The sequence below is a fragment of the Pseudomonas sp. DC1.2 genome, from assembly GCF_034351645.1.
Lineage (GTDB): Bacteria > Pseudomonadota > Gammaproteobacteria > Pseudomonadales > Pseudomonadaceae > Aquipseudomonas.
On the sequence record NZ_CP133782.1, the window covers coordinates 1763678 to 1787191 of the forward strand.

Sequence of the window (23514 nt, forward strand, 5' to 3'; positions counted from 1 at the left end):
GCTGAACGGAGGAATGCGCGCAGGCTAAAGGGCTGGCCAAAACGGCGGAAGAGCGGATCGATTGATAGTCATCATTGCTCTGAGGAATGATCACGGAGCATTGTTGCGGCGGGTCGCGGATTTGCCCGTCCCGAGGAATGCCTGCGATGATACATTCACTTACATCCTGTTCGATAGCGTGCTTCTCTTTTCAACCTGCAGGTGTTTATCCCCCTGCGCTTTCTTAACGCTCCATTACCGGAAGCTATGTCCATGAATGTGAAGTTCCGTCACCTGATTCGCGGCGTCTCGGCGTTTACTTTGATCACCTTATTCACCTCCGGCCTGGCGCACGCCGAAGACGCACCCGGCATGCGCATCGGCGTGCGCGGCGAGATCACTGGCGTCAGCGCCGACGCCTTGAAAGTCCATGCCAACAGCGGCGAAAACGTGACCATCAACTTGACCAAGGACACCAAAGTCCGCGCCGTCACGCTGGCCAATATCGAAGACATCAAGCCAGGGAGCTACATTGGTTCTGCCGCTGTTCCTCAGGCCGACGGCACACTCAAGGCATTGGAAGTTCATGTATTCCCACCGGAACTGGCTGGCAGCGGGGAAGGCCATCGGCCTTTCGACCTGGCCAAAGGTAGCAGCATGACCAATGGCAGCGTCGGCGATCTGGTGGTCAGTAATGGCCGTACCTTGACCGTCAACTACAAGGGTGGCCAGCAGAAGATTCTGGTGCCGGAAGACGTGCCTATCGTCAACCTGATGCCCGGTGATCGCAGCCTGCTCAAGGTCGGGGCCAAGATCGTGATGTTTGTGACTCAAAGTGCCGACGGTACGCTCACGGCCCAGTCGATTTCTGCCGGCAAGGATGGCTTGAAACCGCCGATGTGACGGCGAGCAATTGCGGTCCACAAAAAAGGCGACCGTTGCAGGTCGCCTTTTTCATCGGTCTCAGCGCTTACTGCGCATAAATCTGATCGAAGATCCCGCCATCGTTGAAGTGCGTTTTCTGGACGGTGCGCCAGTCACCAAACGTTTTTTCGACTGACAGGAAGTCCACTTTCGGGAAGCGGTCCGTGTATTTGGCCAGCACCGCCGGGTCACGCGGGCGCAGGTAGTTCGCCGCCGCAATTTCCTGGCCTTCCGGCGACCAGAGGTATTTGAGATATTCCTCGGCCACCGCGCGGGTGCCTTTTTTATCGACGACTTTATCCACCACGCTCACCGGTGGCTCGGCCTCGGCGGAAACACTCGGGTAGATCACTTCAAACTGGTCGCGGCCAAACTCACGAGCAATCATTTCTGCTTCGTTTTCGAAGGTCACCAGTACGTCGCCGATCTGGTTAGTCATGAACGTGGTCGTTGCCGCGCGGCCACCGGTATCCAGCACCGGGGCTTGTTTGAACAGTTTGCCGACGAAGGCTTTGGCTTTGTTTTCGTCTCCGCCGTTTTTCAGCACATAGCCCCAGGCCGAGAGGTAGGTGTAGCGGCCATTACCTGACGTTTTCGGGTTTGGCACGATCACTTGCACGCCGTCCTTGAGTAGGTCGGGCCAGTCTTTCAGGGCTTTTGGGTTGCCCTTGCGAACGATGAACACGGTGGCTGAGGTGAATGGCGCGCTGTTATTCGGCAAGCGTGTCACCCAGTTTTCGGGTACCAGTTTGCCGTTGTCCGCCAGGGCGTTGATGTCGGTGGCCATGTTCATCGTAATGACGTCAGCCGGCAGGCCGTCGATGACTGAGCGCGCCTGTTTGCTGGAGCCGCCAAAAGACATCTGCAAGGTGATGTTTTCGTTGTGCTCGGCTTGCCAGTGTTTCTGAAAGGCAGCGTTGTAGTCTTTGTAGAAATCGCGCATCACGTCGTAGGAAACGTTGAGCAGGGTCGGTGCGGCCTGGGCCATGCTGGCCAGCGTAAGGCCGGCGGCAAGAAGTGAGGCGCCAAAGAATTTTTTCACTGCGCATTCCTTTGTTTTATAAATGTCAGGCCTGAAATTGAGGCAATTTGCCAGCGACTATAGCGGGTGCCTCAAAGTCCTTTAAAGATTAAAAAGTGCTGTGCTTATTCCATTTTTTTGAACAGTGCATTGCCGCACCGTGAGCAAAACGCTGCACTGGGTTCGTGGCTGCTTTTCTCGCATACCGGGCAGTTGTGTTGCTGTTGTTCGCCGCGCATCGCACTGGCCAGTTCAGCGGTGAAAATCCCGGTCGGGACGGCGATGATCGAATAACCGGTGATCATCACCATCGACGAAATTATTTGCCCCAGTACGGTCTTCGGCACGATGTCGCCATAGCCTACGGTGGTCAACGTGACGATCGCCCAGTAGATGCCTTTCGGGATACTGGTAAAGCCATGTTCCGGGCCTTCTACCACATACATCAAGGTGCCAAACACGGTCACCAGCGTGCAGACGCCGAGCAGAAACACGAGGATTTTCTGCTTGCTGCCCCGCAGGGCGTCGAGCAGGTAATGGGCCTGCTTCAGGTAGGGGCCGAGTTTGAGCACTCGGAAAATCCGCAACATCCGGATGATGCGAATGATCAGCAGGTACTGCGCGTCGCTGTAATACAGCGCGAGAATACCCGGCACGATCGCCAGTAAATCCACCAGCCCGTAAAAGCTGAAGGCGTAACGCAGCGGCTTGGGCGAGCAGTAAAGACGCAGGATGTACTCGCCCAAAAAGATGACCGTGAAACCCCACTCGATGTACGCCAACAGGTCGGCGTAGTTCTGGTGAACGGTGTCGATGCTGTCCATGATCACGATCACCAGACTGGCGAGAATGATCAGCAACAGAGTGCTGTCAAAGCGCCGGCCCGCCACCGTATCGGTCTGGAAAATCATCACATACAGGCGATTACGCCACGTGTCGTTGCGGTTCATGCCGTTCGCCTTGACCCTAAATCAGCGCAGCCTAGGTCGATTCTCCCCATGAACGCAAGGCGCGCTGTCTGCGGCCGACGCGTTGAGCACCCTAGCGCCGGCCCGAATCAGCCAGCAGGCGAGGATGAAGGGCGCGGTCAGTGTGCTCAGGCCCAGTGCCGAGAAGCCGGGTGTGAGCAACACCGCCAGCACAATGCCGAGCAGGGGCAGCCAGGGTTGACGCCGCACCTGGCTGAAGGCGAGGGCGGCGAGGACTGGGTTATAGCTGCTCAATCCCAACAGCGCGCTTCGGGTTTCGTGATTGAGCAGGGCGAAGCCCAGGCCCACGGCAGAACCCAGTAGCGCCCACAAAAAAGCCCTGCGGTCTGCAATCAGCAGTCCTGCCGCGATCAGTGCGCCGGCCAGAGGGTGACCGAGAAACATAACCTGGCCAAAGCCTTTCAATGACGCCGCGACCAGGTTGAGGGTGTTCAGCTCAATAAAAGGCACCGGGTGCCGCGGCACAGCAAACGCCAGCAGCAACCAGCCAAAACCGACGAAGGGCGCCGTGTAGGCCGGTAGGCTCTGATGGTTTCGAGCGCGCTTGAGCCATTGCTGGGTCAGCATTGCGCTCAGGCCGGCGCAAGCGATGATCAGCGGTGGCAGCAGGGCGGACCAATTGAAGTAAAGACTGAGCAGCAGGCCGAGCAGGACACCGTTGTAGCTGAATAACCCGGCCTGGCGATCAGCCTTCGGGTAGCCACGCTGCTGCGCGGTGAGCAGCCCTGCGACGCCGCCCAGCAGCGCGCCGCCGAGCAGTGCCGGAGCGCTGAATAGAATCGCCAACAGACACAACAGGCCGCACAGCGGATGGCGCTGAAGAAATATCTGGCTGAAACCGTTGAGCAGGGCGGTCGCCCAGTCGGGGCAGTGGGTGTTGAAGTGGTTGGCAGGCATGATGAAGTCTGTGGCGTGTCTGGAGGGATCGAATTGGCTCATTCGTGAGCAGGCTTGTTCCCACACTGAATCTTTGTTCAGTCGTCAGATTTGCAGACAGTACAAATCAACGGTGGGAGCGAGCCTGCGTGTGAAAGGGCCGCTAAAGGCGCTAAATCAACGTCTCGATTCGCAACGAATTCGTCGACCCCGGCTGTCCAAATGGCACGCCTGCGGTAATCAACAAGGTGTCGCCACGCTTAGCCATGCCCTGTGCCTGAGCAATTTCCAGCGCCGTCGAGCACACCTCGTCCACCTGCCGCAGCCGATCATTGACCACCGAATGCACGCCCCACGCCACGGTCAGGCGGCGAGCGGCTTGCAAGTTCGGCGTCAGGTTGAGGATGGGCACGGTCGGGCGCTCGCGCGCTGCACGCAGGCTGGAAGTGCCTGACTCGCTGTAATTCACCAGCACCGCCACTGGCAACACGTTACTGATACGGCGAATCGCGCAACTGATTGCATCGGAAACAGTGGCTTCGGCCTTCGGTCGGCTCACGTCCAGTTGGGCCTGATAGTCCGGGCCGTTTTCCACTTGGCGAATGATCTTGCTCATCATCTGCACGGCTTCCAGCGGGTAGTCGCCGGACGCGGTTTCCGCCGACAACATCACCGCATCAGCACCTTCGGCTACCGCATTGGCCACGTCGGTGACTTCCGCGCGGGTCGGCGCCGGGGAGAAACGCATCGATTCGAGCATCTGGGTCGCTACCACCACCGGTTTGCCCAGTTCGCGGCATATGCTGATGATGTTTTTCTGAATCTGCGGCACGCTTTCGGCCGGCACTTCCACACCTAAATCACCGCGAGCCACCATGATCGCGTCGCTCAACTCGGCGATTTCTCGCAGTTGAGTCACCGCCGACGGTTTCTCTATCTTGGCCATCAAAAACGCTTTGGCGCCGATCAATGCGCGAGCTTCTTGAATGTCTTCCGGACGCTGCACAAACGACAGCGCCACCCAGTCCACACCCAACTCCAGACCGAAGCTCAGGTCGCGACGATCTTTGGCCGTCAGTGGGCTCAGGTCGAGCACCGCTTGCGGCACGTTGACGCCTTTGCGGTCTGACAGTTCGCCGCCATTGAGCACCGTGGTGTCGATGGCGTCGGTGTACGTCGTCACTACCCGCAGGCGTAACTTGCCATCGTCCAGCAGCAGGTCCATGCCCGGCTTTAGTGCGGCAATAATTTCCGGGTGTGGCAGGTTGACCCGGCGTTCATCTCCCGGTGTTGGATCAAGGTCCAGGCGCAAGGCTTGGCCGCGATGCAGTTGCACCTTGCCCTCTGCGAATTTGCCGACCCGCAGTTTCGGGCCTTGCAGGTCCATCAGAATGCCCAGCGGGTAATTCAATTGGCGCTCGACTTCGCGAATCCACTGAAAGCGTTGCGCGTGGTCGGCGTGATCGCCGTGGCTGAAGTTCAGGCGAAAAATGTTCACGCCGGCCTGCACCAGTTCGCGGATGTCGTCGATACCCTGAGTGGCCGGACCGAGGGTGGCGAGTATTTTGACTTTTTTGTCAGGCGTCATAGTGGGGGCTCTCAAGAATCAGAATGGCGCGGAAGTCGTTGACGTTGGTGCGGGTCGGCTCGGTGACGATCAGGGCATCCAGCGCCTCGAAATAGCCGTAGCCATTGTTGTTATCCAGCTCATCGCTGGCGCTCAAACCGAGGGCGGCGGCGCGGGCGTAGCTGTCTGGGGTCATGATCGCGCCAGCGTTGTCTTCGGAGCCATCGATGCCATCCGTGTCACCGGCCAGGGCGTAAACGCCTGGCAGACCTTTGAGGCTGTCGGTCAAGCTGAGCAGGAATTCGGCATTGCGTCCGCCACGACCGTTGCCGCGCACGGTGACCGTGGTTTCGCCACCGGAGAGGATCACGCAGGGGGCTGCCAGCGGCTGACCGTGCAGGACAATTTGCCGAGCGATGCCGGCATGTACTTTTGCCACGTCCCGGGACTCACCTTCCAGGTCACCCAAAATCAATGGGCTGAAACCGGCCTGACGGCATTTCACGGCGGCCGCTTCCAGCGATTGCTGCGCACGAGCAATCAGTTGGAAATGACTGCGGGCCAGGCTCGGATCGCCGGGTTTGACGGTTTCCGATTCCGGACTTTGCAGCCAGGTGCGGATCGAGGTCGGGATTTCAATGTTGTAGCGTTTGAGAATCGCCAGGGCTTCGGCCGATGTGCTTGGATCGGCCACGGTTGGGCCGGAGGCGATGACCGTGGCGAGGTCGCCCGGAACATCGGAAATCGCGTAGGTATACACCGTGGCCGGCCAGCAGGCTTTGCCCAGGCGTCCGCCCTTGATCGCCGAAAGGTGTTTGCGCACGCAATTCATCTCGCCGATAGTCGCGCCGGATTTGAGCAGGTCTTTGTTGATCGATTGTTTGTCGGCCAGGGTGATGCCATCGGCTGGCAGGGCGAGTAGCGCAGAGCCACCGCCCGAGAGTAGGAAGATCACTCGGTCGTCTTCGGTCAGGTTGCTGACTAACGCCAGTACGCGTTTGGCAACGGCTAAACCTGCGGCATCCGGCACCGGGTGAGCCGCTTCAACCACTTCGATTTTTTCGCACGGGGCGCCGTGACCGTAGCGAGTCACCACTAACCCTGAGACGTCACCCTGCCAGCAACGCTCGACCACTTGGGCCATGGCCGCTGCGGCTTTGCCAGCACCGATGACGATCACCCGACCGCTGCGATCGTTGGGCAAAAAGGCTTCGAGAACGTGTTGCGGATGGGCCGCGTCGATGGCTGTGGCAAACAGCTCGCGCAGCAGGTGTTGCGGATCGACCGACATAGCGGGCTCCCGGGGATTTCTTGTTATTGGGTTTGACGTTGATCGTTTCCACGCTCCGCGTGGGAACGATCAGTGTCGAGCAGGGTTTATTTTTTATCGCGAATCGAGAAATTCGCCATGTGCTCCAGGCCCTTGATCAGCGCTGAGTGGTCCCAGTTGCTGCCGCCAATGGCGGCGCAAGTGCTGAACACTTGCTGGGTGTTGGCGGTGTTTGGCAGGTTGATGCCCAGCTCTTTGGCGCCTTGCAGCGCCAGGTTCAGGTCCTTCTGGTGCAGGCTGATGCGGAAGCCTGGGTCGAAGGTGCCTTTGATCATGCGCTCGCCGTGTACTTCGAGGATTTTCGACGACGCGAAACCACCCATCAGTGCCTCACGGACCTTGGCCGGATCGGCGCCGTTTTTCGAGGCAAACAGCAGGGCTTCGGCCACGGCCTGAATGTTCAGCGCGACGATGATCTGGTTCGCCACTTTTGCGGTTTGGCCATCACCGTTGGCACCCACCAGGGTGATGTTCTTGCCCATGGCCTGGAACAGCGGCAGGGCACGTTCGAAGGCATTGGCGTCGCCGCCGATCATGATGCTCAGGGTCGCCGCCTTGGCGCCGACTTCACCACCGGACACGGGGGCATCGAGGTATTGCGCACCTTTTTCGTTGATCCGCGCGGCGAAAGCTTTGGTGGCGGTGGGCGAGATCGAACTCATGTCGATCACGACTTTGCCTTTGCCCACACCGGCTGCTACGCCGTCGGCGCGAAACAGCACGTCTTCGACCTGTGGAGTATCCGGCACCATGACGATGATGAATTCGGCTTCCTGGGCGACTTCTTTCGGGTTGGCCAGGGCGATGGCGCCAGCGGCGATCAGGTCAGCTGGTGCGGCGTCGTGATGCGCCGACAGGAACAGGCTGTGACCGGCTTTCTGCAGGTTCAATGCCATTGGATGGCCCATGATGCCGGTGCCGATAAATCCGATTTTAGCCATGAGAAATTCCTCTTGTTTTTAGTGCGGCTTCACGCAAATAGGGACGTGCTGCGTCAGATTGCGTTATGAGTTTTCAGCCAGCTCAAACCCGCTTCCGTAGTGGTCAGCGGTTTGTATTCGCAGCCGACCCATCCCTGATAACCGATGCGGTCCAGGTGTTCGAACAGGAAGCGATAGTTGATTTCTCCCGTGCCCGGTTCGTTGCGTCCTGGGTTATCGGCCAACTGGATGTGATTGATTTCACCCAAGTGCGCGGCCATGGTGCGGGCCAGGTCGCCTTCCATGATTTGCATGTGGTAGATGTCGTATTGCAGAAACAGGTTGGCGCTGCCGACCTGCTCGCGAATCGACAGGGCTTGCGCGGTGTTGTTCAGGTAAAAGCCTGGAATGTCGCGGGTGTTGATCGCTTCCATCACCAGTTTGATACCCGCCGCTTGAAGCTTGTCAGCGGCGTACTTGAGGTTGGCCACGAAGGTGTTTTTCGCGGTGGCCTCTTCGACGTCGGGAGGACGAATGCCGGCCAGGCAGTTGACCTGGGTGTTGCCCAACACCTTGGCGTAAGCAATCGCCAGGTCGACCCCAGCTCGGAATTCTTCGACCCGGTCTGGCAGGCACGCGATACCGCGCTCACCTTTGGTCCAGTCGCCGGCGGGCAGGTTGAACAGCACTTGGACCAGGCCGTTGGCGTCAAGCTTGGCCTTGATCTCGGCGGAGCTGAAGTCGTAAGGAAACAAGTATTCGACACCATTGAAGCCGGCCTTGGCGGCAGCGTCGAAACGGGCAAGAAAATCCTGCTCGGTGAACAGCACGGACAGGTTGGCTGCGAAACGCGGCATGGTGGTCTCCCGTATAGGTGTGAGGGCCCCTGTGGGAGCGAGCCTGTTTGCGACAGCGGTGTGTCAGACAACATGGATGTTGAATGTGCCGGCCTCATCGCGAGCAGGCTCGCTACCATAGGTGTATCGGTCAGCGGTTAATCGAGCAGCGAAATCGCGGTCGGCGCGTCGTTGCCGACCAGCGCCAGGTCTTCGAATTCGTTGACCGCGTTGATCTCGGTACCCATGGAAATATTAGTCACCCGCTCCAGAATAATCTCGACGATCACTGGCACCTTGAACTCTTCCATCAGTTCCTGAGCCTTGCGCAGGGCAGGCTGGATTTGTGCCGGTTCGAATACCCGCAGCGCCTTGCAGCCCAGGCCCTCGGCTACTGCGACGTGATCGACCCCGTAACCGTTGAGTTCCGGCGCGTTGAGGTTATCGAAGGACAGCTGCACACAGTAGTCCATGTCGAAACCGCGCTGAGACTGGCGAATCAGCCCCAGGTACGAGTTGTTCACCACCACGTGGATGTACGGCAGTTTGAACTGCGCGCCCACCGCCAACTCTTCAATCATGAACTGGAAGTCGTAGTCGCCCGAGAGTGCCACCACTTTGCGGGTTGGATCAGCCTTGACCACGCCCAGCGCTGCTGGAATGGTCCAGCCCAACGGGCCGGCCTGACCGCAGTTGATCCAGTGCCGCGGTTTGTAGACGTGCAGGAACTGCGCGCCGGCAATTTGCGACAGACCGATGGTGCTGACGTAGCAGGTGTCTTTGCCGAACACCTGGTTCATCTCTTCGTAAACGCGCTGCGGCTTGACCGGTACGTTGTCGAAGTGAGTCTTGCGGTGCAGGCTGGCTTTGCGCTGCTGGCAATCTTGCAGCCAGGCGCTACGGTTCTTCAGTTTGCCGGCGGCTTGCCACTCGCGAGCGACTTCGATAAAGACCGTCAGCGCCGCCGCTGCGTCTGAAACGATGCCCAGGTCGGGGGTAAATACGCGGCCGATTTGCGTCGGCTCGATGTCCACGTGGATGAACTTGCGGCCCTCGGTGTAGACGTCGATCGAACCGGTGTGGCGGTTGGCCCAGCGGTTGCCGAGACCCAGCACCACGTCGGATTTGAGCATCGTCGCGTTGCCGTAGCGGTGCGAGGTTTGCAGGCCAACCATGCCGACCATCAATGGGTGATCGTCCGGGATGGTGCCCCAGCCCATAAGGGTCGGGATCACTGGAATACCGGTCAGCTCGGCGAACTCCACCAGCAGTTCGCTGGCGTCGGCATTGATGATGCCACCACCGGCTACCAGCAACGGACGCTCAGCCTGGTCGAGCATGGCCAGGGCCTTTTCGATTTGCACGCGGTTAGCGGTGGGCTTGGCCAGCGGCAGTGGCTGGTAAGCGTCAATGTCGAATTCGATTTCGGCCATCTGTACGTCGAATGGCAGATCGATCAGCACAGGGCCAGGGCGGCCCGAGCGCATTTCGTAAAAGGCTTTCTGGAACGCGTAAGGCACCTGCCCTGGCTCCATGACGGTGGTCGCCCACTTGGTCACTGGCTTGACGATGGCGGTGATGTCGACTGCCTGGAAGTCTTCCTTGTGCATGCGGGCCCGCGGTGCTTGCCCGGTGATGCACAGAATCGGGATCGAGTCGGCCGAGGCGCTGTAGAGCCCGGTGACCATGTCAGTCCCCGCAGGACCGGAAGTCCCGATGCACACACCGATGTTGCCGGCTTTGGTGCGGGTGTAACCCTCGGCCATGTGCGAGGCGCCTTCAACGTGGCGAGCAAGGACGTGATCGATGCCGCCGACCTTCTGTAGGGCGGAGTACAGCGGGTTGATCGCGGCGCCCGGGATGCCAAAAGCGGTATCAACCCCTTCACGGCGCATCACCAGAACGGCGGCTTCGATTGCTCTCATTTTGCTCATGTTTTTGGTGCCTCTTACGTTTTGTAATTGTATACAAGTGGCTTTGCGCAGAGTTTATTCAAGGCGGACGGCGCAGGTCAATCCATTTTCTCAAGCAGCTGTTTCATTTGTCGGAAGCCTTTTCTTCGGCGGCTTTTCGTCGCATGTAGCGCTTTTCGGAAAATATTGTATACAAAAATATAAATCATTGTGTTCTATTTGTCGTATCCAGCTGCTCGATAAAAGCAGTCAAAAATCTTTTTAAAACAAAATGAGGGCGGCACCATGAGCGCTTTAACCTTGAAAGTCGCAGTCAACTTGGTCAGTCAGGCCATTGCGGCGGGACGTGCAATTTGCGCAGCCCCATTGACCATTGCGGTGTTGGATGCCGGTGGGCACTTGGTGGCCCTACAGCGCGAAGACGGCGCGAGCCTGCTGCGCCCGCAGATCGCCATCGGCAAAGCCTGGGGCGCTATTGCCCTGGGTAAGGGCTCACGTTTGTTGGCCCTGGACGCACAACAACGCCCCGCGTTCATCGCGGCACTTAATAGCTTGGGGCAGGGCAGCGTGGTACCAGCACCGGGCGGGGTACTGATCCGGGATCAGGAGGGCAACGTGCTCGGCGCGGTAGGCATCAGCGGCGATCTGTCGGATGTGGATGAACAGTGCGCGATCAGTGCGATTGAAGCGCAGGGGTTGCGGGCGGATGCGGGGGTGACTGCTTGATTTTATGATGAATGAACCACTGCTATCACGCGCAGGCTCACATCGACAGTGATCTTGGTAGGGACACCCAATCTGTGAACACCCTGAATCCACTGTGGGCGGTAGCCTGCTTGCGATGAAGTTGACTTGGTCTAGCGGTCCGGCTCACAGCCCTTCAGCACTAACCGGATAATCGTCTGCGCCGCTGCTTCGTAGTCCGCCTCATCCAGCTTGGCTTTGCCGGTCACGGCGGATATCTGCCAGTCGAAGTCTGCGTAGGTCTGGGTCGCGGCCCAGATACTGAACATCAGGTGATTGGGGTCGAGCGGCGCGATCTGGCCGCGGTCGATCCAGGTCTGGATGCAGTTGATGTTGTGCTTGGCTTGAGCATTGAGCCGTTCAACCAGGTCGGCACTCAGGTGCGGGGCGCCGTGCATGATTTCGCTGGCAAATACCTTGGACGCGAAGGGCAGGTCGCGGGAGATACGGATTTTCGAGCGGATGTAGCCACTCAGCACCTCACTGGGCATGCCGTCGGCGTTAAACGGCGTCGAAGCCTGCAAAATCGGCTCAATGATGCTTTCCAGGACCTCGCGATAGAGGTTTTCCTTGGATTTGAAGTAGTAGTAGACGTTGGGCTTGGGCAGTCCCGCCTTGGCCGCGATATCACTGGTTTTGGTCGCAGCGAAGCCCTTGTCGGCAAATTCCTCACTGGCGGCACGCAGGATCAGTTCTTTATTGCGCTCGCGGATAGTGCTCATAAACCAAGGGGTTCCTTGCCTGTTCTGGCGGTTGCGCATGGTAGCACCGGCCTCGCGCGAGGCTCAAGAATGCGGCGTGCGGCGCACGGCCGCGCTATGCTGCGCGGCATTCATTCAAGACGGAAACCTGGTTCATGGCAGGAAGCAGTTTGCTGGTGCTGATCGACGACATTGCTGTCGTTCTCGACGATGTGGCGTTGATGACCAAAATGGCCGCCAAGAAAACTGCTGGAGTGCTTGGCGACGACCTGGCACTGAACGCCCAGCAGGTTAGCGGTGTGCGTGCCGAGCGGGAAATTCCAGTGGTCTGGGCCGTGGCCAAGGGGTCGTTCCGGAACAAGTTGATTCTGGTGCCATCAGCCCTTGCCATCAGCGCGTTCGTTCCGTGGCTGGTGACGCCGCTGTTGATGGTCGGCGGTGCTTACCTGTGCTTTGAAGGTTTTGAAAAACTCGCCCACACCTTCCTGCACCGCGAAGTTCAAGACGAGGCGGGGCAGGCTCTACGGGTCGAAGCATTGGCCGATCCGGCTACCAATCTGGTGGCCTTCGAACAGGACAAGATCAAGGGCGCGATTCGTACTGATTTCATCCTTTCGGCAGAAATCATCGCGATCACCCTCGGCACCGTAGCCGACGCTACGCTGGCGCAGCAAGTGATCGTGTTGTCAGGGATTGCCATCTTCATGACCATCGGTGTCTATGGCCTGGTGGCGGGCATCGTCAAACTCGACGACGTGGGTCTGTGGTTGACCCAGAAGCCGGGGCGGATGGCCAAAAGCATCGGCGGAGCGATTTTGCGGACCGCTCCCTACATGATGAAAAGCCTTTCGGTGATCGGCACGGCGGCGATGTTTTTGGTCGGCGGAGGGATCCTCACCCATGGCGTACCGGTGGTGCATCACTGGATTGAAAGCGTCAGTGCCGCCGCAGGGGTTGGATTTATTGTGCCGACGTTACTCAATGCGCTGGCGGGGATTGTGGCCGGTGCGGTGGTGTTGGCTGCTGTGACGGTTGGCAGCAAAATCTGGAACGCGCTGAAAGGCTGAAGCGTTGGATAGCGCTTGAAGACACTGCCTGCCCCTCATTCGATGGGGAGCATGAAAAAGGCCATTCGAGTCGCCTCGAATGGCCTTTTTGTTGCGGATGTTTTTACTCGGCGATCTGCAACTTGCGCGCCTCGGTGTACACGTAACGCACCTTCTCGTACTCAAATGGCGAGTTCAACTGGCCGTAGCGGAAGCTGGTCTGGTAGCGCTTGTCGATGCCACGCAAAACCCAGATTTCCGGGTGGTTTTCGCTGACTTTTGACACGTTCAGGAAATTGATCGCTGATTCGCCGGTGTAGTCGACCAGCAGGCCGGTGGTGTCACGCAGGTTCGACGGGCCGAAGAGCGGCAGCACAAGGTAAGCACCACCGGGTACGCCGTAGAAGCCCAGGGTCTGGCCGAAGTCTTCGCTCTGGCGTGGCAGGCCCATGGCGGTGGCCGGGTCCCACAGACCAGCTATGCCGATGGTCGTGTTGAGCAGCAAGCGGCCGGTGGTTTCGAGTGAGCGATGCCCTTTGAACTGCAAGAGGCTGTTCAACAGGTTCGGCACATCCCCGAGGTTGTTGAAGAAGTTGCTCACGCCGGTGCGCAGGAAGCTAGGGGTGACGTAGCGATAGCCGTCAACCACGGGCAGGAACACCCACTGGTCGAAGCGATAGTTAAAGTGATAAACCCGACGGTTCCATTCTTCCAGAGGGTCGTAGACGTTCAGTGCGTTAAGCGTCGAGCGCTCGAACTCACGCTGATCCAGCCCTGGGTTGAATTTGAGTTTGGTCAACGGCTCCTTGAAGCCGTCCGAATCGATCACCACAGGTGCATTGGCTTTGCTGTTGTCGGCCTGGGCGACGCCTGCACAGAGGAACGCAGCGATAAGCAGGAGATATTTAGCCACGGAAGAACTCCAGCATGGCGTCGCTGTTGACGCGGTAGTTAAGGTTGCCGCAATGGCCGCCGTAAGGATAAACGGTCAAGCGATCGCCAAAGGTCTTGCGCAGGAAGCCGAGGTCGCCCGGGCCGAGGATCACGTCGTCGGCGTTGTGCATCACGGCGATTTTCGAGCTGTCGTGCAGATAGTCCTTCAGCGCGTACAGGCTCACTTGGTCCACCAGTTGCAGCAAGCTGCCACCGTCGGTGCGTGCGCGCCACATCGGGATGACCTGTTCGGCCAGGTAACAATCAAAGTCGCACTGCAATGCACGTTTGAGAAACGGCGTGAGGCTGGTGCCTTCGGTGATCGGGTACTTCGGCGGAGTGATCAGGCCTCGGCGGTTGATCAAGTCGGAGGTAAAGGCAATGTCGGCGGCGGAGAAACGGAACGAGGTGCCGATCAGCATGGCCATTTGTTCGTTGGTCAGGTGTTGCTTGGACTGCTGGAAGTCGTAGAGCAGCGCATCGTTGAGGTCGATGTAGCCCTTCTGCTGGAAGTAGCGGGTCAGTTTGTTCAACACCAGCTCATAGAACGTGGTGCTGTTGTTGATGCCCTTGACTTCAGTTTGTACAAGCTTGTCCAGGTTGGTGATCGAGGTATAGAGGTTGACCGGCGGGTTGAGCAGCAGGACTTTCTTGAAATTGAAGCTGCGACGGGTTTCGTCCAGGTGCGCAACGAAGGCCGCCTCGAGTGCGCCGAGGCTGTAGCCGGTCAGGTAGTACTCGGTCACGGGCAGTTTCGGGTTTTGTGCCCGTACCGCTTGCATGACGCGGTACATGTCTTCGGCGTCTTCTTTGGTGATGCCCGGCGTGGCAAAACGCGACGCCGCACTGATGAAGTCGAAGCTGGTCGGCGACGACAACTGCACCACGTGGTAACCGGCCTTGTAGTAAAGCTTTTTCAGGTATTCGTTGAGGCTGCTGTCGTAGCGTGCGCCAGTGCCGGCGATCAGGAAGATCAGTGGCGCAGCATGATCCTGCGTAGCAATACGATAGGTGAGCTTTTTCACGGCCCAGAAATTGTCCGGCAGGATGAACTCTCGCTCCGGGCGCAAGGTGACACTGCGGTCTGACTGATTGATGTCGTCGTTGGACGGCAGCTCCGGGCGCAGCTCCGGTGGCGTCGTGGCAATGGTTGCCTCGAACGGGTTGGTCAAGGGGTAGCCATAACTGGCGGCGTCGATATCGACCGCCAGTGCGGACGCACTCAAAATAAGGCCGCCAAACAGGGCGGCAAAGCGCAAGGAACGGAGCATGACTGGATCCCTTAGGAAAGGTGCCGAATGAGGTTCGCAGGCTATGACCATCGGCCGTGTGCCAAAGTGCCATGCCTCAGCACCAAACAGGCCAGAATTCGAAGTAATAGTAGCTGGACGATACACTTTGCAGCTATTCGACGGACAATTTTCTAGCTCGTGTGCTTGCTTACCGCTGGCGGGAGATTAAGCTGGCCGCCGTTTTCGTTTATTGGAGTGCTTCATGTCCCGCCGTCTGCCCGTGATTTTGCTGCTCGTTCTGCTGCCACTGTGGTTGGCCGCCAGTTATGGCGCGCGTTATGGCTTCATGGAAGATGCGCAATGGGTCGGCCTCTGCGCCGATGAAGCAAGCCGCTGGGAATGCGCTGTACGCTCCAACCTGGGGCTGATGATTCACTTCAAGGTGTTGGGTTATGCCGCGCTGGCGGCGGCGGTCTTCGGTTTTGTCGTGCCGGGCCGGGCCGGCTGGTGGCTGGCGGTGTTGGCGCTGGTGTTCGGCTTTCCGGCGTTGGCGTTGTACAACACGACGTTGGCAGTGTTTGCAGTGGTGATTGCGGGTTTGCGGTTGGTTCGGGCTTCTCGTAGCGCCTGAATAGTCAGCCATCGCGGGCAGGCCCGCACCCACAAGGATTGCATAAGCCCTTTAGGTGCAGCCGGCTCGCGATAAGGTCGGAGCAGGTGCCGACGATCAGCCCTTGCGAACCCGTAAACTGCGCCACAGTGCGGCAACCATCAGCCCGCTGACCAGCGCCCAACCCCAGGCTTGCTGGTTCTGCAGCCCTTCGCTATACAACTGCGGCGCAATCCCGGCGCCAATGATGAACGCCAGCAGGGCGATTTCCCGGCGCGGTACGTTCACCGGGTGGCAAACGTAAACCACCGCCGGCAGAATAAACGCGGCACTCGGGAAACTGCGGTAGCGCGCGTCGAACACCAGCTCCAGCATCATCACCGCGGCGGCAAACCCGGCCGCTGCCAGCCACCAGCCTGCGCGACTTTCCAACGCATTGAACGCTCGCTCACGCCAGCCAGTGCGAGCACTGAGCGTCAGTGCGGCATGGACCAGCACCAGCAAGTTCAAGACAGTCAGCAAACCGACCCACAGCCATTCGCTGGCAAACCGGGTGGTGATAAACGCCAGTTCACCCCATGCGCCAATCGAACACGCCGCCAGCGCACCCAACAACGGCAAGACTAACGCTGCCCGCGTACTGCGAACCCGCCCGCCCAGCAACAACGTGCCGAGGAAAATCAACCCGCCCACCGCCAACCATTGCGACCAGTGCGGCACGTTAGATACGGGGCCTGCCAGTACGCCCTTGTCCTGACGGTCTGCATCGAACAGCCCCCAGTAACCCCCCACTGCGCCTTCGCTGGCCCGTTTCCACGGCTGGTCGAACGCTTCGATCAGGTTGTAATGCCAGCCTTGCTGTTCGGCCATGGCAACAAAACCGCGAATGAACTTGGCTTCGTTGACCCGGCTTGGCAGGGCGGTTTCGCGCTGGCGGCCTTCGCTGGGCCAGCCGGTTTCGCCAATCATCACGTCCTTGGGGGCGAATTTATTGCCAAACACTTGGCGCACCTGCGCCACATGCTGCAACGCGGCGTCGATGTTCGACGGATCATCTTCCCAGTACGGCAGCAAATGAATGGTCAGGAAGTCCACCGCAGGAGCGATTTCCGGATGCTTGAGCCAGAACTCCCAGACGTCGGCATACGTGACCGGCTGCTTGACCTGGCTTTTAACCTTGTTAATCAGCTTCGCCAACTGCGGGCCAGTGACTTCCTTGCGCAACAGCGCTTCGTTACCAACGATCACCGAGGTCACGACGTCTGCGTTGGCGTTGGCCGAAGCGATCAGCAGATCGACTTCTTTGTCGGTGTCCACGGGGTTGCTGTTGACCCAAGCGCCGATCATCAGTTTCAGGCCATGCTTGCGGGCAAGATCAGGCAGGGCTTCCAGGCCTGTCATGGAGTAAGTACGAATGCACTGGAAACGCGTCGCCAGCAGGGCGAGGTCGGCGTCCATGCGCTCGGGGCGCAATTTGAAGGGCTGGTCGAACGGCGACTGATCCTTGTCGAACGGTGTGTAGGAGGCGCATTGCAGTTTGTGCGTCGCGCTGGCCGCGTCCGGGAGAATGACCGGTTTGCCCACCCCGTACCAGAAGCCGCCAAGGGCAAATAGCGCGAGCAGGCAAGCGAAGAGATAAGCCATAAAGGGAAAGCGTGATGTCGCGGGCATGGTCAGGCCGTCTGGAAGCAAAGGCGCGCATGTTACCTGCATTTTCCCTACGCTTGGTGCCCTGCATGGTTTTGACATGCAAAGATCGGGCGGATTGGTCATCAGTCTTTTCTTTCGCACGATTAATGGCGTTCTGATGTCGTTTCTCGGTGCCTTGAGGTCGCTGACAGAGCAGGTCGGCATTGGCGTCAGGTTGATTATCGAAGCGTCAGTGTTCTCATTGAGACATCGCGCTGATGATCGAACGAGTTTGCGGTGAGGCGTGATGGGGCGCAGTGCACCATAACAATACGTTGACGCTGCTCGGCATCCGTCGGGCGCAGCACTTTCGGGGAAGTAACGATGAAGATGCGACGACTTTTAGGCGCGAGTGCCGCTCTGGTGCTTGCGATTGGCTCCACATTCGCCAATGCCGAGAGCAAAACCCTGAGCATCGGCTATGTCGACGGTTGGTCCGACAGTGTCGCGACCACGCATGTGGCCGCCGAAGTGATCAAACAGAAGTTAGGTTATGACGTGAAGCTGCAAGCAGTCGCCACCGGGATCATGTGGCAAGGTGTGGCCACCGGCAAGCTGGACGCCATGCTCTCGGCCTGGCTGCCGGTGACTCACGGTGATTACTGGGCCAAGAACAAGGATCAGGTCGTCGATTACGGCCCGAACTTCAAGGACGCGAAAATTGGCTTGATCGTACCGGAGTACGTCAAAGCCAAAAGCATTGAAGACCTGAAAACCGACGACAGCTTTAAGGGGCGCATCGTCGGCATCGATGCCGGTTCGGGCGTCATGCTTAAGACTGACCAGGCGATCAAGGACTATGGTCTGACCAACTACACCCTCAAAGCAAGTTCCGGCGCGGGTATGATTGCCGAGCTGACCCGTGCCGAGAAAAAGAACGAATCCATTGCCGTCACCGGTTGGGTACCGCACTGGATGTTCGCCAAGTGGAAACTGCGCTTCCTGGACGACCCGAAAAGCGTGTATGGCGCAGCTGAAACGGTGAACAGCATTGGCAGCAAAGAGCTGGCCACTAAAGCCCCAGAGGTGGCGAAATTCCTGAAGAATTTCCAGTGGGCGTCGAAAGACGAAATTGGCGAAGTCATGTTGGCAATTCAGGACGGTGCGAAACCTGAAGTCGCGGCGAAAGATTGGGTGGCAAAACACCCGGAGCGTGTTGCCGAATGGATCAAGTAAGTTGATCAAAAGCGTCTAGTCAGCACCTTTCAGGGCCCCGTGGCATTTATGCCTCGGGGCCCTTTGTATTTCAGGCAGATAAAGGTTGTATGACTGTGATTTTTTTATCGGCTAAAAATTGGCGAAAACGTCATGTCGTTCTAATACTAAGGTCGTCTGGAACCTGTCCTTGAGCCGCATAGAGTGGATAACGTTCTAACAATAATCTGTGCTGCGAGGATAAAAACAATGAACGACAGCATTTACCTCTCGATTCAAAACAGCCCGCGCTTCAAGGAGCTGGTCAGTAAACGAGAAAAGTTCGCCTGGATTCTTTCGGCGATCATGCTTGGGCTTTACTCCGGATTCATCCTATTGATTGCTTACGGGCCGCATATTCTGGGTGCAAAAATCAGTCCTGAATCTTCGATCACCTGGGGGATACCGATTGGTGTAGGTCTTATTCTCTCGGCCTTTGTCCTGACTGCAATCTACGTAAGACGCGCCAATGGCGAATTTGACGACCTGAACAATCTGATTCTCAAGGAGGCTCAGCAATGATCCGGCGTCTAATGGCTCTATTGAGCATCGCAGCCTTTGCACCGGGTGCCTGGGCATCTGAGGCCCTGACCGGCGAAGTACACAAACAACCGCTCAACGTTTCCGCGATTTTGATGTTCGTGGCGTTTGTCGGTTTGACCCTATGCATTACCTATTGGGCTTCGAAGCGCAACAATTCGGCGGCCGATTACTACGCAGCTGGCGGCAAAATCACTGGCCTGCAAAATGGTTTGGCGATTGCCGGCGACTACATGTCGGCAGCGTCCTTCCTGGGTATTTCTGCATTGGTCTACGCCTCTGGCTACGACGGCCTGATCTACTCGATCGGCTTCCTGGTGGGTTGGCCGATCATTTTGTTCCTGATCGCTGAGCGCCTGCGTAACCTGGGTAAATACACCTTTGCCGATGTGGCGTCCTACCGCCTCGGGCAAACCCAGATCCGCACGCTGTCCGCTTGCGGTTCGCTGGTGGTGGTTGCGTTCTACCTGATCGCGCAAATGGTCGGTGCCGGCAAGTTGATTCAACTGCTGTTCGGTCTCGACTACTACGTGGCGGTGATCCTGGTTGGCATTTTGATGTGCATGTACGTGTTGTTCGGCGGCATGCTGGCCACCACTTGGGTACAGATCATCAAGGCGGTGCTGTTGCTGTCCGGTGCTTCGTTCATGGCGCTGATGGTGATGAAACACGTCAATTTCGATTTCAACATGTTGTTTTCCGAAGCGATCAAGGTTCACCCTAAAGGTGACGCGATCATGAGCCCCGGTGGGTTGGTGAAAGATCCCGTCTCGGCGTTCTCCCTAGGCCTGGCACTGATGTTCGGTACCGCGGGCTTGCCTCACATTCTGATGCGCTTCTTCACCGTGAGTGACGCAAAAGAAGCTCGCAAGAGCGTGCTGTATGCCACCGGTTTCATCGGCTACTTCTACATCCTGACGTTCATTATCGGCTTCGGCGCGATTCTGTTGGTCAGCACTAACCCGGCCTTTAAAGATGCAGCTGGCGCGCTGTTAGGCGGCAACAACATGGCAGCGGTGCATCTTGCCAATGCGGTGGGTGGCAGTATCTTCCTGGGCTTCATCTCGGCGGTAGCGTTCGCGACCATTCTGGCAGTGGTTGCCGGTCTGACCCTGGCAGGTGCAACGGCGGTGTCTCACGACCTCTACGCCAGCGTGATCAAGAAGGGCAAGGCCAACGACAAGGATGAGATCCGCGTCTCGAAAATCACCACTATCGCTTTGGGCGTGTTGGCGATCGGTCTGGGCATTTTGTTCGAAAGCCAGAACATCGCGTTCATGGTGGGCCTGGCGTTCTCCATCGCGGCAAGCTGTAACTTCCCGGTGCTGCTGCTTTCCATGTACTGGAAAAAGCTGACCACCCGCGGCGCGATGATCGGTGGCTGGATGGGGCTGATCAGTGCGGTGGGCTTGATGGTGCTTGGGCCGACCATTTGGGTGCAGATTCTGCATCACGAGAAGGCGATCTTCCCTTACGAGTACCCGGCGCTGTTCTCCATGGGGATCGCGTTTGTCGGGATCTGGTTCTTCTCGATCACTGATAAATCGGTTGCCGCTGACAAGGAGCGGGCGCTTTTCTTCCCGCAATTTGTGCGGTCGCAGACTGGTTTGGGGGCGAGTGGGGCGGTTTCGCACTAAGGTTTTGGGCTTGTCTATATAAGCTGCGTTAAACAGAAATGCCCTGGTCGAAAGATCAGGGCATTTTTATTGGGCGTTGGCTTTGCCTTTGTAAGCGCGAGGCTTACCCATGAAGGCGGTCTGATAGCCGACCTGTGCTTTGAGGTGTACCTGTTCATTTCTGCGGTAACGGTCGCTTAAGGGGGGGCTCCCTTGCAGCAACTCAACTTGTGCTCGGCAGGGGCGCCATCCTGAAGGTGAAAGTCTTCTCTGGAGCTAGCCGCGGCGCTTTTGCCAGGGTCGGCATTCCGGATGTTCGCAAGTGACTTGTTGTAAGAGCGAAATCCTAAGCTGCCGTTAGCGGAAAATGGATCAGTACACATACCGCACAAACAAAAACGGCCCCTACATAAATAGAGGCCGTTCCCGGTACAACTTAAGACGTTATCGCAAGACAGGTCTTATTTGCGATCTTCCAGCTTGGTGATGTCACGCGACTTGTAGCCGGTGTACAGCTGGCGTGGGCGACCAATCTTGTACGGGCTGGAGAGCATTTCTTTCCAGTGGGATATCCAGCCGACGGTCCGCGCCAAAGCGAAGATCACGGTGAACATGCTGGTTGGAATGCCGATCGCCTTGAGGATGATCCCCGAGTAGAAGTCGACGTTCGGGTACAGCGAGCGTTCGATGAAGTACGGGTCGGTCAGGGCGATCTCTTCCAGGCGCATGGCCAGTTCGAGTTGCGGATCGTTCTTGATGCCCAGTTCTCTCAATACTTCGTCACACGTCTGCTTCATCACAGTGGCGCGTGGATCACGGTTTTTGTAAACCCGATGACCGAAGCCCATCAACTTGAACGGATCGTTCTTGTCTTTGGCTTTGGCGATGAACTTGTCGATGTTCGACACATCGCCGATTTCATCCAGCATGCTCAGAACAGCTTCGTTGGCGCCGCCGTGAGCAGGGCCCCACAGTGCGGCGATACCGGCGGCGATACAGGCGAACGGGTTGGCGCCCGAAGAGCCTGCCAGACGAACGGTAGAGGTCGATGCGTTCTGCTCGTGGTCGGCATGGAGGATGAAAATCCGGTCCATGGCCTTGGCGAGCACCGGGCTAATCGGTTTGATCTCGCACGGGGTATTGAACATCATGTGCAGGAAGTTTTCCGCGTAAGTCAGGTCGTTGCGCGGGTACATCATGGGTTGACCCATGGAGTACTTGTAAACCATCGCTGCCAGGGTAGGCATCTTGGCAACCAGACGGATCGCGGAAATTTCGCGATGCTGCGGGTTATTGATGTCCAGGGAGTCGTGGTAGAAGGCCGAGAGGGCGCCGACTACACCGCACATGACGGCCATGGGGTGGGCGTCGCGGCGAAAGCCGTTGAAGAAGGTCTTCAATTGCTCGTGAACCATGGTGTGGTTCTTGACGGTGCTGACGAACTGGGCCTTCTGTTCTGCGGTCGGCAATTCGCCGTTGAGCAGCAGATAGCAGGTTTCCAGGTAGTCTGACTGTTCGGCCAGTTGTTCGATCGGGTAGCCTCGATGCAGCAGAATGCCGTTATCGCCGTCGATATAGGTAATCTTCGACTCGCAAGAGGCGGTCGACATGAACCCTGGGTCAAAGGTGAAGCGGCCCGTGGCCGTGAGGCCCCGAACATCGATTACATCGGGACCAACGGTGCCGGTTAAAATGGGCAGCTCGACGGGGGCTGCGCCCTCGATGATCAACTGCGCTTTTTTGTCAGCCATGTGGCCTCCTATTTATGCTTGAAATCATCAGACAGACCCCCCACGCAGGGCCCGCACCACTATAGTGAGATAAATTCGAATGTCAATTTGCCTAAAGTCTTGCTCCAGAAGGCTTTAACCGTACTTTTTCCTCTAAATTACCTGCCATTTACGCCTTTTATCGCACTTGCGCAATGCGCTATTAGGGGGAGGTGATTGCGTTGTCATTAGTAGCCTAACTGTCTATACTCGGCCTCCGACCGCCAGGGGCTTTTGGGCCTGCTTTGCTGGGGGTCGCACTCCCTGGGTGGTGGGTACCTGACCAGTGCACTCCCCAACAACTTTGCCCTGATTGTTAGGGGCTCTTCAGTGTGAAAAAAAGCCGTGAATAGCCAACGACCTGTAAACCTAGACCTAAGGACCATCAAACTCCCAGTCACTGCTTACACGTCCATTCTTCACCGAATCTCCGGTGTCATCCTCTTTGTCAGCCTGGCCATCATGCTTTTTGCATTGGACAAGTCGCTGAGTTCCGAGGAAGGCTTCGGTCAGGTGAAAGCGTGTCTGACCAGTCCGCTAGCGAAGCTAGTGATTTGGGGCATCCTGTCCGCCTTGCTGTATCACTTGGTTGCCGGTGTGCGCCACTTGATCATGGACATGGGCATCGGTGAGACGCTGGAAGGCGGCAAGCTGGGCTCGAAAATCGTTATCGCCGTTTCCGTGGTGGTAATCGTTCTGGCAGGAGTTTGGATATGGTAACTAACGTCACGAACCTGTCGCGTTCGGGCCTCTATGACTGGATGGCACAACGCGTGTCTGCAGTCGTTCTCGCGGCTTATTTCATTTTCCTGATCGGATACGTCGTTGCCCACCCAGGTATCGGCTACGCACAGTGGCATGAACTGTTCGCAAGCAACTGGATGCGTATCTTCAGTCTTTTGGCCCTCGTTGCCCTCGGCGCTCACGCCTGGGTAGGCATGTGGACCATCGCGACCGACTACCTGACGCCAATGGCGTTCGGCAAGTCCGCGACTGCTATACGTTTCCTCTTTCAGGCAGTATGCGGCGTCGCGATGTTCGCCTACTTCGTCTGGGGTGTGCAGATTCTTTGGGGTATCTGATCC

The 23514-nt window shown here is 57.8% G+C and carries 22 protein-coding genes; 9 read left to right on the top strand and 13 right to left on the bottom strand.

Annotated features, from left to right (window positions below; all coding sequences use genetic code 11):
* The first annotated feature begins 252 nt into the window (after nt 1-252).
* Complete coding sequence (locus RHM68_RS08010) at nt 253-882, top strand: DUF5666 domain-containing protein (protein ID WP_322221648.1); 630 nt, start codon at nt 253-255, stop codon at nt 880-882.
* Between the two features lie 67 nt (nt 883-949).
* On the opposite strand, the gene RHM68_RS08015 is transcribed toward RHM68_RS08010, so the two are convergent.
* The 8 genes from RHM68_RS08015 to gcl form a co-directional block, all read right to left on the bottom strand.
* Nucleotides 950-1945: a sulfate ABC transporter substrate-binding protein gene (locus RHM68_RS08015; RefSeq protein WP_322221649.1), complete on the bottom strand. Its 996-nt coding sequence runs from the start codon at nt 1943-1945 to the stop codon at nt 950-952.
* Between the two features lie 104 nt (nt 1946-2049).
* On the bottom strand, nt 2050-2874 hold the full coding sequence (locus RHM68_RS08020; protein ID WP_322221650.1) for an ion transporter: 825 nt from the start codon (nt 2872-2874) through the stop codon (nt 2050-2052).
* A gap of 21 nt (nt 2875-2895) precedes the next feature.
* Nucleotides 2896-3810 carry an urea transporter gene (locus tag RHM68_RS08025; RefSeq protein WP_322221651.1) on the bottom strand — a complete coding sequence of 305 codons (915 nt, stop codon included), beginning with the start codon at nt 3808-3810 and terminating at the stop codon, nt 2896-2898.
* 151 nt (nt 3811-3961) lie between these two features.
* Nucleotides 3962-5377, bottom strand: coding sequence for a pyruvate kinase (gene pyk, locus RHM68_RS08030; protein ID WP_322221652.1), 1416 nt, complete (start codon nt 5375-5377; stop codon nt 3962-3964).
* Complete coding sequence (locus RHM68_RS08035) at nt 5367-6647, bottom strand: glycerate kinase (RefSeq protein ID WP_322221653.1); 1281 nt, start codon at nt 6645-6647, stop codon at nt 5367-5369. The genes pyk and RHM68_RS08035 overlap by 11 nt, the downstream gene beginning before the upstream one ends.
* 86 nt (nt 6648-6733) lie before the next feature.
* Nucleotides 6734-7627 (bottom strand): 2-hydroxy-3-oxopropionate reductase, encoded by an 894-nt coding sequence (locus RHM68_RS08040; protein WP_322221654.1) that lies wholly within the window; start codon nt 7625-7627, stop codon nt 6734-6736.
* Nucleotides 7628-7680: 53 nt separating this feature from the next.
* Nucleotides 7681-8463, bottom strand: coding sequence for a hydroxypyruvate isomerase (gene hyi / locus RHM68_RS08045; protein ID WP_322221655.1), 783 nt, complete (start codon nt 8461-8463; stop codon nt 7681-7683).
* 137 nt (nt 8464-8600) lie between these two features.
* The gene (gene gcl, locus RHM68_RS08050) at nt 8601-10376 is read right to left on the bottom strand and encodes a glyoxylate carboligase (protein WP_322221657.1); all 1776 of its coding nucleotides are present in this window, start codon (nt 10374-10376) and stop codon (nt 8601-8603) included.
* A gap of 264 nt (nt 10377-10640) precedes the next feature.
* On the opposite strand from gcl, the gene RHM68_RS08055 reads away from it, so the two are divergent.
* Nucleotides 10641-11081, top strand: coding sequence for a heme-binding protein (locus RHM68_RS08055; protein ID WP_322221658.1), 441 nt, complete (start codon nt 10641-10643; stop codon nt 11079-11081).
* A 131-nt stretch (nt 11082-11212) separates the two neighbouring features.
* Here the strand turns inward: RHM68_RS08055 and RHM68_RS08060 are convergent, their stop codons facing one another.
* Nucleotides 11213-11821: a TetR/AcrR family transcriptional regulator gene (locus RHM68_RS08060; RefSeq protein WP_322221660.1), complete on the bottom strand. Its 609-nt coding sequence runs from the start codon at nt 11819-11821 to the stop codon at nt 11213-11215.
* Nucleotides 11822-11955: 134 nt separating this feature from the next.
* Here RHM68_RS08060 and RHM68_RS08065 point away from each other — a divergent pair, with 134 nt between their 5' ends.
* Entirely contained in the window at nt 11956-12867 is a 912-nt protein-coding gene (locus RHM68_RS08065; protein ID WP_322221662.1) for a DUF808 domain-containing protein, read from the top strand.
* Between the two features lie 103 nt (nt 12868-12970).
* On the opposite strand, the gene RHM68_RS08070 is transcribed toward RHM68_RS08065, so the two are convergent.
* Entirely contained in the window at nt 12971-13759 is a 789-nt protein-coding gene (locus RHM68_RS08070; protein WP_322221664.1) for a VacJ family lipoprotein, read from the bottom strand.
* On the bottom strand, nt 13752-15050 hold the full coding sequence (locus RHM68_RS08075) for a serine/threonine protein kinase (RefSeq protein ID WP_322221666.1): 1299 nt from the start codon (nt 15048-15050) through the stop codon (nt 13752-13754). The genes RHM68_RS08070 and RHM68_RS08075 overlap by 8 nt, the downstream gene beginning before the upstream one ends.
* Before the next feature lie 223 nt (nt 15051-15273).
* On the opposite strand from RHM68_RS08075, the gene RHM68_RS08080 reads away from it, so the two are divergent.
* Complete coding sequence (locus RHM68_RS08080; protein ID WP_322221668.1) at nt 15274-15642, top strand: hypothetical protein; 369 nt, start codon at nt 15274-15276, stop codon at nt 15640-15642.
* A gap of 96 nt (nt 15643-15738) precedes the next feature.
* On the opposite strand, the gene RHM68_RS08085 is transcribed toward RHM68_RS08080, so the two are convergent.
* Complete coding sequence (locus RHM68_RS08085; protein WP_322221669.1) at nt 15739-17334, bottom strand: glycosyl hydrolase family 17 protein; 1596 nt, start codon at nt 17332-17334, stop codon at nt 15739-15741.
* Nucleotides 17335-17634: 300 nt separating this feature from the next.
* Between RHM68_RS08085 and RHM68_RS08090 the strand changes: the two genes are divergently transcribed.
* The 3 genes from RHM68_RS08090 (at nt 17635) to RHM68_RS08100 (ending at nt 20681) form a co-directional block, all read left to right on the top strand.
* Nucleotides 17635-18486 carry a glycine betaine ABC transporter substrate-binding protein gene (locus RHM68_RS08090; RefSeq protein WP_322221671.1) on the top strand — a complete coding sequence of 284 codons (852 nt, stop codon included), beginning with the start codon at nt 17635-17637 and terminating at the stop codon, nt 18484-18486.
* A gap of 228 nt (nt 18487-18714) precedes the next feature.
* Entirely contained in the window at nt 18715-19026 is a 312-nt protein-coding gene (locus tag RHM68_RS08095) for a DUF485 domain-containing protein (protein WP_131061562.1), read from the top strand.
* The gene (locus RHM68_RS08100; protein ID WP_322221674.1) at nt 19023-20681 is read left to right on the top strand and encodes a cation acetate symporter; all 1659 of its coding nucleotides are present in this window, start codon (nt 19023-19025) and stop codon (nt 20679-20681) included. The genes RHM68_RS08095 and RHM68_RS08100 overlap by 4 nt, the downstream gene beginning before the upstream one ends.
* Nucleotides 20682-21121: 440 nt before the next feature.
* On the opposite strand, the gene gltA is transcribed toward RHM68_RS08100, so the two are convergent.
* The gene (gene gltA / locus RHM68_RS08105; RefSeq protein ID WP_322221676.1) at nt 21122-22411 is read right to left on the bottom strand and encodes a citrate synthase; all 1290 of its coding nucleotides are present in this window, start codon (nt 22409-22411) and stop codon (nt 21122-21124) included.
* Nucleotides 22412-22774: 363 nt separating this feature from the next.
* On the opposite strand from gltA, the gene sdhC reads away from it, so the two are divergent.
* Nucleotides 22775-23149, top strand: a complete 375-nt coding sequence (gene sdhC / locus RHM68_RS08110) for a succinate dehydrogenase, cytochrome b556 subunit (protein ID WP_322221678.1) — start codon at nt 22775-22777, stop codon at nt 23147-23149.
* Entirely contained in the window at nt 23143-23511 is a 369-nt protein-coding gene (gene sdhD, locus RHM68_RS08115; protein ID WP_027922414.1) for a succinate dehydrogenase, hydrophobic membrane anchor protein, read from the top strand. The genes sdhC and sdhD overlap by 7 nt, the downstream gene beginning before the upstream one ends.
* Nucleotides 23512-23514 lie beyond the last annotated feature (3 nt).